Source organism: Desulfococcus multivorans (assembly GCF_001854245.1).
GTDB lineage: Bacteria > Desulfobacterota > Desulfobacteria > Desulfobacterales > Desulfococcaceae > Desulfococcus > Desulfococcus multivorans.
In genome coordinates this window covers 2,255,423-2,267,525 of record NZ_CP015381.1, presented here as the reverse complement: position 1 = coordinate 2,267,525, position 12,103 = coordinate 2,255,423, and the positions used below count along the sequence as shown (strand labels likewise).

Below are 12,103 nucleotides of genomic sequence, written 5' to 3'. Positions count from 1 at the left end.
GTTGCGGCGTAATTAAGAATAGAAACCGGATTCAAACCGGGGCCGCCGGTGGTCAGCTTGCGGGAAGCGTTGCCGCGCTTTTCCGGGGCTGTTGTATTCCGCTCATGTTACACCGGCGGATGAACATACGAACCGGCATAGCTTAACAACCCCTTATTATGAATATCCATAATTATGCCTGACACCAAAGTCAAGACACAAAAACAGGGATCATCAGGCGGCCGCCGGCAGCTGCTGCAACTCCGGCGGCACGGATAAGCGCATCAAGGTCTATGCTCCGGTCTCCGATCGGATGCACAGTGTCGATGTCAATCGGCTTCTCACACATTCAGTCGATAGAAGCGGAAAAAGTCGTTTTCGACGGGGAGAATTTCGATGTCCCGGAAGCCGGCCTGACGGGCGTACTGCCGCAAGGTATCGGGCCGCATGAGCGTTCCCGTGGCGGCCGAGGGCTGCTCCGCCATTGCCGACGGCAGGCATCCCATAACGCTGAATCCGTACAAAAACTGCTCGATCGGGTTGTCGGCCGTGGTAAATCGCTCGCCGGTGCGCTCGTCCATGACGATGACGCTGCCGCGAGAGCCGGCCAACCGGCGCATGGTGGTCAGGCCGGCCACGGGGTCGGACATGTCGTGGACGCATTCGAATGCCGTCACCAGGTCGTACGCACCGGTCAGGTCAGGATCGCCGGCGTCGCGCACCTCGAAGCGCACCCGGTGGTCCAGGCCGGCATTTCGGGCGTTGTCGCGGGCGTCGGTGATGGACGCCGCATCCACGTCGAAGCCGTCCACGTGGATCCCGGGGTAGGATTGCGCCATGCCGATGGCGGACCAGCCGGTGCCGCAGCCCATATCCGCCACCCGCGCAGGCGGATCAGCCAGGAGCCGCCGGTGGATGTCGGGGATGGACGGGAGGTATTCCCTGCCCAGCTGGTACAGAAACAGGGGACGGTTCAGCTCGCCCACGCCCCGGCGGAGCTCTTCACCGTATTCGGCAAAGGGTACGCCGCCACCGCTTCGAAAAGCAGCCTCGAGGGCCTCGAGAGGACGCGCCACCCCCACGGCGGCCTGGGCCAGCGGGGCCAGGTAGTTGACGCTCTCGCGGTCGATGAGGACCTCGGCGTGGCCGGAAGGCAGCCGATACCGTCGCTCAAGGGTGGGCGCCGTTTCGTCCGCCACTTCCAGGATGCCGGCCACGGCCTGCTGTTCCAGCCATTCGCGGACATACCGCTCGTGGGTGCCGGTGCGGGCCGCCAGTTCACCGGAGGTCAGGGCCTCGAGGTCCGCCAGCCCCCTGTACAGTCCTAAACGGTGGCCCAGATAGATGGAGTAGATTTTAAAATATCCGTTAGCCGCGCCCACCAGCGCCTCTATGAAGGCGTCGCGCCGGCGGGCATGACGTTGTTCGTTGATCCGGATGGCTCTGTTCATGGGGTACCTCCTTTATCCTTGTCCAACCGATGCCGGAGCAGGCATGAAAGGCCGTCGTATCCAACGCTGATTTCAGCATCGGCTGGTTGTGAGACATACAGAAGCAGGATGTGTGCCCGAAGACAGGAACTCTGAAAGGAAGCTGCGCTACCAGGTGGATGGAATCTGAATCGACCTATAACGGCGAAGAATGTTTCACCCGGTTCCCGGAAGGCCGCCGCCAGGACGCGTATCAGGCTGTCATCCGCTTGCATAAACTATATACTAATCATGGCGTTGTCCGGCGAAAACCCAGCCGGTGCCGTTTTTTGATATGTCTATTTGCGCTTGCCGACCGACCGCCATCCCCCAACCAAGGAAGATGCCGGCCTCAGCACCTTGCTGATGTCGCGGACTTTCTCGATGACATAGAACAATTCAGGGTCCATGCGCTGCACCTCGGGCAGGATCCACTTCAGATCCTGGCGCCGGCAGGCAATATAAAGCACATCGACCGGCCCGTACATGCCTTCACCTTTGAACAGGGTGACGGGTTGGCCTTTATCCCTCAGATGCGACGCAATGGCCATCCCCGCGTTGGGAGTGATGATTCTGAGAATCGTCGTTCCGAAGGCCAGTTTACGCTCCACAATGATGCCGACGACGTTGCCGGTGGCGTATCCGAAGGCGTAAAAGATTACCAGGAGCGGCTTGTCCCCGATCTGGTTGATCACCGTGCCGGCGACGGTCACCCATATGGTGATTTCAAAAATCGCCAGGGTAAAAGCGATACCCGTCCGCCCCTGAACCGTGACGATGGTTCGCACGGTACCGATGGAAACATCACAGATCCTGGCCAGAAAAACAACGACCCCTGTCAGGAGAATATGTGGATCGAACATCATTTTTGAATCCTTCTCTGAAAGGCTGACGACTGAAGAGTTGCGTCTGTGGTGAATGGCGTGTTTGAGCCCTTTCAGTCTTCAGTCTTATCCATCTGCCACCTTGAGCTAAGCAGTTGTATTAAAGTTCGCACGGCGAGTCCGTGCCGTATTGCCCCGTCTTTGACGAAAACCCAGAGCATGACTCCAGCAAGAAAAATGCCAGCCTGGAAGAATCTATATAACTATCCGATATAATAATCAAGGTGTGCGAAAACAGGAGAACCTGAAAATCCTGAAGGGAAAAAACCGCCCGCGCCCCTTCAGCAATGAGTTTCAGTGCCGCTCAAGCGCCGCGGCGGATCAGCGGCCCGGACTGCACGGACACCTCACCGGTCTTGAAGGCTTCTCCGGACCAGCAGATCCACGCAGAGCCGAATGTTCTCCGGGGTGTAGATTTGCAGCTTTCCGCGGTAGAACCGGTCGAAGAGCACCGCCTTGAGCCCGGAGAGGTCCCGCCCCTCATCCGCCGCCGACACGATCTCCTCGCGGACATTTCGGGCTGCGGACAACGCCCGTTCAAAAACGGCTTTCACGTCTTTTCCGCGCCAGATCCGCTCGTGGGGAAATGCCAGGACCTCGGCCGGGTATTTCGCCAGCCGTTCGATGGTCTCGATATATGCCTGGTAAGCGTGAAAAAAAACCGGAAAGATCATGTCGTCGGAAATCTGAAACCCGAGCGCATCCGAGACGAAAAGCACGCGGTCCTTTTCGAACCAGGCGGCCAGGCCGCAGGGGCTGTGGCCCGGTGCGGCGATCAGTTCCAGATGTTCGCCGCCTTTCAGCGTGATGCGATCACCGCCGTTGACGATGCGATCCACCGCAATCCGCTCCGAGCAGCCGGCATTCGCTCCGGAAGCCCCGGTTTCCGGATACCCCGCGACCTTCCGGTCCTGATCGAAAAAGCCGGCGATCACTTTCGGGTTGTCCAGAACCCTGGCGGCCGCAGACGAAGCCAGGACTTCGGCATTGGGAAAACGGCGCTTCAACTCGGGAATGCCGCAGACGTGATCGAAGTGGGCATGCATCACCAGCAGCTTGTCAGGCGCATCCCGGCCGGCGTCCGACAACTGCTCTGCAAACCGGGCAGCACTGGCCGTAACGCCGCACTCGATCAGCATATCCTGATATTCACCGACCAGATAATGTCGAAAATCCTCGTTTCCGAAAACGGTCACATGGTCGGTCAGTTGTATCGGCCAAGACCTGTTCATGATAATTCTCCTTTCATCCCGGTCTGTCGCAGGGTGCATCGCCGATCAGGTTTATTGTTCCAGCCTGACCAGGAAAGACTGCATCAGACGCCATTCCTTTTCAGAGAAGCGATCAATGAATTTTTGATTGGTTTCCTCGAAGAGCTTCAACAGCGGTTGTCTCAATTCGTTCCCGCGAGGACCCAGATAGATCCGCAACGAGCGGCGGTCCTTCGGATCCGCTTTCCGTTCGACCCATCCGACTTTTTCCATGCGATCGAGAAGACCGGTGATCGTCGGCCGGTCCTGGGCGGTTTTCTCGGCAAGCTCGCTGGGGAGCAGCCCTTCATCTTCCATGATCGCGACAATTAAAAAAAACTGACCGTGCGTCAGCCCGTATTCGCCAATTTCATCACGATATGCCTTGGTGACTTTCCGCGCGGCCTTGCCCAATCTGAAACAGATGCAATCCTGAAACGGCATTGAATTGTCCTTCGTATTGGTGTGGACATTGGCTTCTCATTAACACGCTAATAGTTATCATGCAAACTATATTTGCGTTGCCATAATTTCGCGTAGGGGGTTTTGCGCATTTCGTTGATGCGTTTGGTGGCGGCGGATTTGAACGATCGAACAATCGTCGGGAGGGAACCGGGCACCGGGCGACCGAATTGTTCGATCGTAGGGGCACGGCGCGCCGTGCCCCTACCACGCGCCGTGCCCCTACCACGCGCCGTGCCCCCACCATCGCCAACAACCAATATTCCGTGAACATGATTGGGCATAACCACCCATTCGTCCAATTCGATTTCATTGCGGATTGCGGCGGTTTTCGCCCATTCGTCGGCAATGACCAGGCCCGCATCATTCAGGGTCGTTTCCCCGTCTACGATATTCCCGAACAGACATTCCCGGTTCCGGGCACAAATGGTCACGAAATATGCGCCTGCCCGGGAATAATCGTATCCCTTCAGGCGGATGGTGCGCCGATGGTGGATTTCGGGGTTGTATTTCATGACAATAAACCGTTCTGTCCCATCAATTCCGTTTCATCGCGGATGATGTGTTCCCAATAATTGCGTTGCCACAATTTCGCGTAGGGGCACGGCGCGCCGTGCCCCTACCATGGGCATGCGCACCGGCGTCTCCCCTGAGGCATATAGCTCTATATATACCGCTATTCCGTTATTCCGTACACCGTAAAATCGGATGATGCTCGTATCGGCATGCGCATTTCCGAGCCGTTCCCATTTTCGCGTTATGGGGGATCCGCGGCAAAAAGCATCGAGAGGGCTGGATAATTGTTGATTGTAGTGGTAGGCTATAAGCTATAGGCTATAGACTGAAGGGGTGCGTCTGCGATGAACGGGGCGTTTATCCGCTTTGAATCTTCAGCATCTGAAGGCTATGGACTGAAAAGGTATGTCTGTGGCGAATGGAGCATTTGTGCCCCTTCAGTCTTCAGCCTTCAGCCTGACCCCCTGCTCCAAAGAAACCGAACGTTAACCTGTGATCAAAAAAGCATATGAAAACATTTCACGGCAACGAATGGAAAAAGAGACTTGTCGAACCTGATGAAGTGATTAAACGGTTAGCGCCGGGAATGACGATCTTTATCGGAACGGGTGTTTCGGAACCGCTGACGCTCTTCAGGCATCTGAAAGAATCCCATTACGCCAATATCGACCTGGAGGTGTTTCAGCTGGTCAGCCTCGGGCATGCCATCTCCGTGCAGGAAAATCATTCTTCCATATACCGCCTGAAAACATTTTTCTCCGGCTGGGATGCCGATGAGGCCATCACCAAGGGATTGGCAGACTTCATTCCCAGCAGGTATCGTCAGATCCCAGAACTCTTCAGATCGAAACAGATCACTGTCGATGCGGTGTTTATTCAGATCACCCCTCCGAACGAGGCCGGATTTTGCAGTCTGGGGGTATGTGTGGATGTGGGCCGTCTGGCGATGCAGCAGGCATCGTTTGTCGTCGGTGAGATCAATCCATGGATGCCGCGAACGTTCGGTGATACATTTGTCCATATTTCCGATTTCGATCTGTTGGTGGAAGCTCAGGAGCCCCCGATTTATTTTGAGAGATGGAAATTTGATGCCGTATACGATAAAATTGCGGAAAATGTAAGCTCGATGATTGAAGACCAAAGCTGCATCGGCTTTTCAATCGGTCCTCTCTACGAAGCATTGTCAAAGCATCTGGTACATAAAAAGGATCTGGGAATCCACACACCGTTCTTTTTCGACAATATGATGGATCTGGTTAAAAGCGGTGCCGTCACCAATCAATATAAAATCAACTATCAGGGAAAATCCTTGACATCCTATGCCATCGGTACCCCCGAACTCATGGCATGGCTGGACAATAATCCCCTGCTGGAATTTCAATCCGTTGACAAGGTGTTCAACCCTGTTCACATCAGTGCCAATCCGAAATTCACGGCGGTGCTGGCGGCCCGCAAAGTGGATTTATACGGCAGGATCGCCCTCCACACCGGCAGGGGCAATGTCGGATCAGGTCCCGGGGAGGTGGTTGATTTCTTCAACGGCGCATTGCTTTCCGAAGGCGGCGCTGCAATCTTCGCATTGCCGAGCCGCAATCGACAGGGTGAATCCAACATCGTCCTGTCTGCCGTCCAGTACCCCAACCAGTTCAGTTTGTGGGAATCGGTCAGCACCATCGTAACGGAATACGGCATCGCCGATGTCCGCGGCCGGACGGTGCGTGAACGGGCACAGGCACTCATCGATATCGCTCATCCCGATGACCGTCCGAAACTGGTCGAGGACGCCAGAAATCAGAGAATCATTTATCCGGACCAAATTTATATCAAAGAAAGCGCCCACTTATACCCATCTGGAATCAAGACGAAAAAAACTTTCAGCAATGGTCTGGAGGTGTGCTTCAGGGCGATCAAACCTTCCGATGAAGAAAACATGCGACGGCTTTTTTACCGTTTTTCGGATGAATCCGTTTATTACCGGTACTTTTCCCGGATAAAAGCCATGCCACATGCAACGATGCAGGAATATGTCAATATCGACTACAAAAAGACGCTGTCGATTGTGGCTGAGTTAAAGAACGGAAAACTGATTGCCGAAGCCAGATTTGCAAGTCTTGAAATACACGAAACGCATCCTGAAATTGCCATTGTGGTTGATGAACATTATCAGAATTCAGGTATTGCCACATACATTCTGACGATGCTGATGCAACAGGCTAAAAAGAGAAAACTGAAAGGATTTAAAGGCGATATTCTACCCGATAACAAAAAAATCATCAACGTCCTCAAAAAAATTGACTGGAAACTGAAGGTCAATCTTGCAAAAGACAGTATAATTATCGATTTTTAAGGATTATTCCGACTTGAGGATTTCAGTGATGAAAACCGGCTGAAGGCGGATAAGCACCCCCTTCATCACCGCCGCATTTCTATAGTCTATCGCCTTCATGACGGCAACCGGATAGAGAAGGTGTTCAAACAAGAGCATATCGTGTGAGGCCGTCGTCAACGATGCGTTTAATCCGTCCGTCGGCCTCCAGATATCTGAGGTGGGATATTGCCTCACCCGTGGCAAACCACTGCTGGGCTACCGGGTATTCCGCCCAGGTGTCGGCTTTGATATCCCATGTCATTCTCGATGCGGTTTCAAAGGCGCTCAAAGGGCTTCCGTCAAGAATTTTTGTCACTTCGGACAGTCGCTCTTCATGATGCGCCGTCAGTTCGTCAATGCGACGTCGATGGTCGCTGAAAAGGCGTCGATGCCCGGGCAAAACCAGATCGACATCCAGCGTGTAAACCTTCTTCAAACTGGCGAGGTAGCTTTTCAAGGGATTGCCCTGGTCCGACCAGCATTGAATATTCGGCGTGATATCAATGAGAATATGATCGCCGGCCACGAGAATTTTTTTGTCGGCCTCGTACAGGCACATGTGCCCGGGGGTGTGCCCCGGCGTTTCAAGGCAGGCAAAGCGATAGTCGCCACAGGTAAGCTCCTGACCGTCATCGAGAATGTTGATGCCCGGCACCCAATCGGTTCCAAACTTACTGCCCGGATGGGCATCCAAGGCTTTTTTCAGGAGATCCTTCGGAAAGCCCTGCCTGCCGCCGTAGGCAATCATCGCATCGAACCCTTTCCATGATTCGATGATTTCCGTATCCGGACGATTGAACAAAACCCGGGTGTTTTCAGCGGCCAATTTCGACACCAGGGCGAAATGGTCTGCATGCAGATGGGTGATGAAGATATCCGTCCGGTTCAAATCCGCCCCGATACGGCGCAATCCGTCCTCCATGGCCGTGAGGCACGCCTCATGGTTCAGGCCGGTATCGATCAGCAGATTTCTTTCCGGTGAGCGGACAAGATAGGCATTCAGGTATTTCAAGGGGGTTTCGGGCAGGGGGATGCGAAGACGGAACAGATTCGACGCTATTTCTTCAACCATTTGTTTTCCAATCATCATTTCAATTTTCACGTTCAGGACCCGGAGATTCTTTCTGCAAATCTTTTTTACAAGGTCCTCCGCCTGTGGGATATATGCTCCCGGATGTCCGGCTCGTGCCTGAGACTGAAGAGGAGCAAGCGCCCGTTCCTCACAGACGCATGCCGCCGCCCTTCAGCCTTTGACCAGATCCCGGCGCCGGTGTCAATGGGATTGTGTCCGCATTCCGAACCTTTCCCCCATCCGGGCGGCGGCGGCATGCGGTCCTAAACATCCCCCCGCCGCCCGTCGTCGCACGGATCGTCCGGGTCATAAAGGCGGTAGTGTTCGGCCCATTCCGGCGCCTTTTCACAGACGTCGCCCATGGGTTCCGACGCCGGCGTCTCCGTATCCTCAGGGACCCTGTTTTTCTGCTTCGCGTCATTGTCCTTTTGTGTGTCCGTTTGTGAAGATTTCATTGGCCTTCTCCCAATTGATGAGGTTAAATTTCAACTTTTGACTTTCATGATGGTGACCGGATAGCGGCACTTGAACAAAACCGCGCGGGGCGCGGGCCGTATCCTCCCGGCACCGGGCTGTGAAAGTCAAAAGTTGAGGTTAAAAAACATTCCGCCCGCCGACTCCGGTACTCGAGGTCGTCGGCGTGATCCCGGACATCGATCTCCGGGAGCGGTCTCTTCCCGACGAAAACCGACGAATCGTTGACGCCCTTAATGTAATTCATGATTTTGGGGATCTCAAGGAAGGGCGGGAATCAAGGCAAAAGGCTTTTGAGAGGCTGAAGACTGAAGACTGAAGGCTGAAGGGGCAAAAACGCCCCAATCACAACAGACACACGCCGTCGGATTATAGCCTTTAGAAGCTGAAGGCTATAATTGCCCCGTCCATCGCTGACGCACCCCTTCAGTCTTCAGCCTTCAGCCTTCAGCCTTGTTTCTCCCGGGGGTGACGCAGACAAGGTTGCGCCCCTCTCGCTTGGCCCGGTAGAGGGCGTCGTCAACCCGTTTGATGAGGTGGTCCGAGGTGTCTTCGGCGTCTCCGGTATAAACGGCCGCTCCGAAGCTGGCGGTGATGCAGATCGCATCGTATCCTTCCGGCGCATCGATGAGGGGGGAGTCGGTATTCTCCGTGCTTTTCCGCATCCGCTGGGCAGCGGATGCGGCTTCAGCGAGGTCGGTTCCCGGGAGGCCGATCAGGAATTCCTCTCCGCCGTACCGTCCGATGAAGTCGTAAGGCCTGACGGCGGCCGACAACCGTTTTGTGAACGCCTGGAGTACGGCGTCGCCGATCTGGTGGCCGTGGGTATCGTTGATCTCCTTGAAATGATCGATATCGCACAGGACAAGGGAAAAAGGGGTCATCTCTCGGCGGGACCGGGCCATTTCGACATGCATCTTTTCCATGAACGCCCGCCGATTCAGAACACCCGTCAAGGCGTCGGTGTTGGCGAGCTTCAATATGCGACGCTCCAGGTTGATGATCCGCTCCCCGATCCGGGTTCGGTATTTCAGCTCCTGCCGATTGAAGGGCTTGGTGAGAAAGTCGTCCGCACCGGCCTCGAGCCCCTTGATCTCGTCGGCTTTCGCCTCCTTCGCCGTCAATAGAATTACGTAGGTGTACCCGTTGATCGTCATCTTTCGGATTTTACGGCAAAGGGTCAGCCCATCCATTCTGGGCATTACCCAGTCCGAAATCACCAGGCTCGGGGCCTCCGGAGATTGAAGGATCTCCAACGCCTCCCGACCGTCGGACGCGGTGACGACATCATAGCCCCAGTCCAGGAGATTTGCCTCCAGGACGCGCTTCGATATCGGCTCATCCTCGACAATCAGAATTTTCATCAGCCATGCCCCCTAAGGCAGCGTTCATGTCGGCTTTATGTTCATTATTTCGATTCCGCCTCAACGATAGATCGGCTATTTCCATGAAAAACTTTCCTTGTCAACAGCGAATTCGAATCGTATGGATTGTTCGTGGAAAAAGCCCGCGCCGTTGGAGTAAAAGCCGTCCCTGCCCCGACCGCGGCGGTCTCGGCGCCGCTTCAGCGGTGCTGCTTCACTGCTGCGGCATTACACGGCATCGACATGGCTTCTTCGTTCCGGTACCTGGCTTTGATGTCGAGGATTTCATTGCGTATGTCAAAGAAAGCGTCCACGACATCGGGATCAAAATGGCCGCCTCGCCCCTCCTCGATGATTTCAAATGATTTTTCAGTTGGAAAGGGATCTTTATAGGGCCTTTTCGAGGTCAGTGCATCAAAAACGTCCACCACCGCTACGATACGCCCCTCCATGGGAATCTCATCCTTTTCAAGACCGTTGGGATATCCGCTGCCGTCCCATTTCTCATGATGGCTCAGTGCGATTTTTTCCCCCATTTTCAGAAAGTCGTTGTCCGCTCCCTGCAGAATCTTTCCACCGATGACGGTATGCTGTTTCATGATGTCCCATTCCTCGGCATCCAATTTCCCGGGTTTAAGAAGAATCCGGTCCGGTATGCCGATCTTTCCGATATCGTGCATAGGCGCCGCATACCGCAAATTTTCCACGAAATCACGGCTCAATCCCAACCTGGCGCCTACCGCCGCCGCGAAATCGCTTACCCGCTTGATGTGGAAGCAGGTGTTCTCATCCTTGTATTCAGCCGCTTTTGAGAGCCGAAAGATCGTATCGAGGGATGCGTTAGTCAGTTTGTCCAGGGTCGACTGCAGCGCTGTCGTTCTTTCCTTGACGATGTCCTCCAGACGGTCCTGGTGAAGCTTGAGCGCCAGGTGATTGTGAACGCGGGCCTTTACGAGATCACGGCTGAAGGGTTTGGTGATGAAGTCCACCGCGCCGAGTCGAAGTCCTTTGGCCTCGCACTCCGCGTTGTTCAGTCCCGTCAGGAAAATCACGGGGATGTACCGGGTTTCTTCCTGTGACTTCAGTCGCCGACACACCTCATAGCCGTCCATTCCCGTCATCATGATATCCAGAAGAATCAAGTCCGGCGGCGCTTTCTCCACGGACTTGAGCGCACTTTCGCCGTCCATGGCCGCCTGTATACGATATTCCTTGCCGAGGGTCCTCACCAGAATGTCGATGTTGGTTTTGATGTCGTCGACCACCAGTATGGTGCAGTTTGATAGATTTTGCATGTCTTTAGATTAACTCTCCGCAGGATGATCCAGGCGATGAAGGCCAATGGCGATCTTCCGCCGTAATCCTGAACTTCCGTTGAAATTCCGTTTCCGTCGCTCCGGATCTGTTTTTGTTTTGCCGGGTTGTCATTGTCGGCGTTCCTGGAAACCGTCATCGGATATTACGCGTCATGATCCGCTGCGGGATCGGATTTCGAGGGTGTCGCGAGATTGGGATCCGAGGGTTTCGATTCGATGGGTTTGGTTCGCTTCCTCTGGGCAATCGCCTGCCTGACCGCGGTCGCCAGCGTGCTCTTGACGACCGGTTTTGTCAGAAAGCCCTTGATTCCTATTTTTTCGGCCTTTTCCGCGTCTATGAGATTGCTGTAGCCGGTGTTGATGATAATGGGGATGTCCGGACGGATTTTTATGATCTTCCGGGACAACTGGTCACCGGTCATGTTCGGCATGGTCATGTCGGTAATGACGAGATCGAAGGCATCCGGCGTTTCGGCAAAAACTTTCAGTGCTTCGGTGCTGTCGGTTCGGGAGGTGACGCGGTAGCCCAACCGCTCCAGCATGATGCGCATCACGCGAACAACAGCCGTTTCATCGTCGACGATGAGAATCTGTTTCGTGTTCTTTTGAGAGCGCGGCCTATTGTCGGTATTTCCCGCTTCCGGACTTTCGGGATCCCCTGCGGTAAGATGGATGTAAGGCGTCGTGTCCCGGTCCTGGGTGCTGTCCATCCGGATATTTCTTCCGCCGGCGTTGACGATGACGTGAACCACCGATAGTCCAAACCCTGTTCCCCTGGTTTTGCCTTTTGTGGTGAAGTACGGTTCGAAAATTCGGTTCAGAACCGATTTTCCAATGTCGATTCGGGTGTCCGGCGCCGTATCCGGCGGAAACCCCTGGTCGGACCTGGACGGCTTCCACCGATATCCGCATCGGACGTCCGACGGTGTCTGAGTGTGTCGCATCATCC

The 12,103-nt window shown here is 54.8% G+C and carries 11 protein-coding genes; 1 reads left to right on the top strand and 10 read right to left on the bottom strand.

Annotated features, from left to right (window positions below):
• Positions 1 to 320: 320 nt before the first annotated feature.
• From dmul_RS09905 to dmul_RS20725, 5 genes are all read right to left on the bottom strand, one after another.
• The gene (locus tag dmul_RS09905; RefSeq protein ID WP_020875019.1) at positions 321 to 1,430 is read right to left on the bottom strand and encodes a class I SAM-dependent methyltransferase; all 1,110 of its coding nucleotides are present in this window, start codon (positions 1,428 to 1,430) and stop codon (positions 321 to 323) included.
• A gap of 317 nt (positions 1,431 to 1,747) precedes the next feature.
• The gene (locus dmul_RS09900; RefSeq protein WP_020875018.1) at positions 1,748 to 2,314 is read right to left on the bottom strand and encodes a DUF2179 domain-containing protein; all 567 of its coding nucleotides are present in this window, start codon (positions 2,312 to 2,314) and stop codon (positions 1,748 to 1,750) included.
• Between the two features lie 365 nt (positions 2,315 to 2,679).
• Positions 2,680 to 3,564: an MBL fold metallo-hydrolase gene (locus dmul_RS09895; RefSeq protein ID WP_020878787.1), complete on the bottom strand. Its 885-nt coding sequence runs from the start codon at positions 3,562 to 3,564 to the stop codon at positions 2,680 to 2,682.
• A gap of 51 nt (positions 3,565 to 3,615) precedes the next feature.
• Positions 3,616 to 4,026: a MarR family winged helix-turn-helix transcriptional regulator gene (locus dmul_RS09890; protein WP_020878786.1), complete on the bottom strand. Its 411-nt coding sequence runs from the start codon at positions 4,024 to 4,026 to the stop codon at positions 3,616 to 3,618.
• Between the two features lie 47 nt (positions 4,027 to 4,073).
• Positions 4,074 to 4,559, bottom strand: coding sequence for a transposase (locus tag dmul_RS20725; RefSeq protein ID WP_070962287.1), 486 nt, complete (start codon positions 4,557 to 4,559; stop codon positions 4,074 to 4,076).
• A gap of 509 nt (positions 4,560 to 5,068) precedes the next feature.
• Here dmul_RS20725 and dmul_RS09880 point away from each other — a divergent pair.
• Positions 5,069 to 6,907 carry a bifunctional acetyl-CoA hydrolase/transferase family protein/GNAT family N-acetyltransferase gene (locus tag dmul_RS09880; protein ID WP_020878247.1) on the top strand — a complete coding sequence of 613 codons (1,839 nt, stop codon included), beginning with the start codon at positions 5,069 to 5,071 and terminating at the stop codon, positions 6,905 to 6,907.
• Positions 6,908 to 7,031: 124 nt separating this feature from the next.
• Here the strand turns inward: dmul_RS09880 and dmul_RS09875 are convergent, their stop codons facing one another.
• The 5 genes from dmul_RS09875 to dmul_RS09850 form a co-directional block, all read right to left on the bottom strand.
• Positions 7,032 to 8,000, bottom strand: a complete 969-nt coding sequence (locus dmul_RS09875; protein WP_020878248.1) for an MBL fold metallo-hydrolase — start codon at positions 7,998 to 8,000, stop codon at positions 7,032 to 7,034.
• A gap of 263 nt (positions 8,001 to 8,263) precedes the next feature.
• The gene (locus dmul_RS09865) at positions 8,264 to 8,455 is read right to left on the bottom strand and encodes a hypothetical protein (protein WP_020878249.1); all 192 of its coding nucleotides are present in this window, start codon (positions 8,453 to 8,455) and stop codon (positions 8,264 to 8,266) included.
• 459 nt (positions 8,456 to 8,914) lie between these two features.
• Complete coding sequence (locus dmul_RS09860) at positions 8,915 to 9,838, bottom strand: GGDEF domain-containing response regulator (protein ID WP_020878250.1); 924 nt, start codon at positions 9,836 to 9,838, stop codon at positions 8,915 to 8,917.
• A gap of 200 nt (positions 9,839 to 10,038) precedes the next feature.
• Complete coding sequence (locus tag dmul_RS09855) at positions 10,039 to 11,133, bottom strand: HD-GYP domain-containing protein (protein WP_020878251.1); 1,095 nt, start codon at positions 11,131 to 11,133, stop codon at positions 10,039 to 10,041.
• A 164-nt stretch (positions 11,134 to 11,297) separates the two neighbouring features.
• Entirely contained in the window at positions 11,298 to 12,101 is an 804-nt protein-coding gene (locus dmul_RS09850) for a response regulator (protein ID WP_052018599.1), read from the bottom strand.
• Between the last annotated feature and the right edge of the window lie 2 nt (positions 12,102 to 12,103).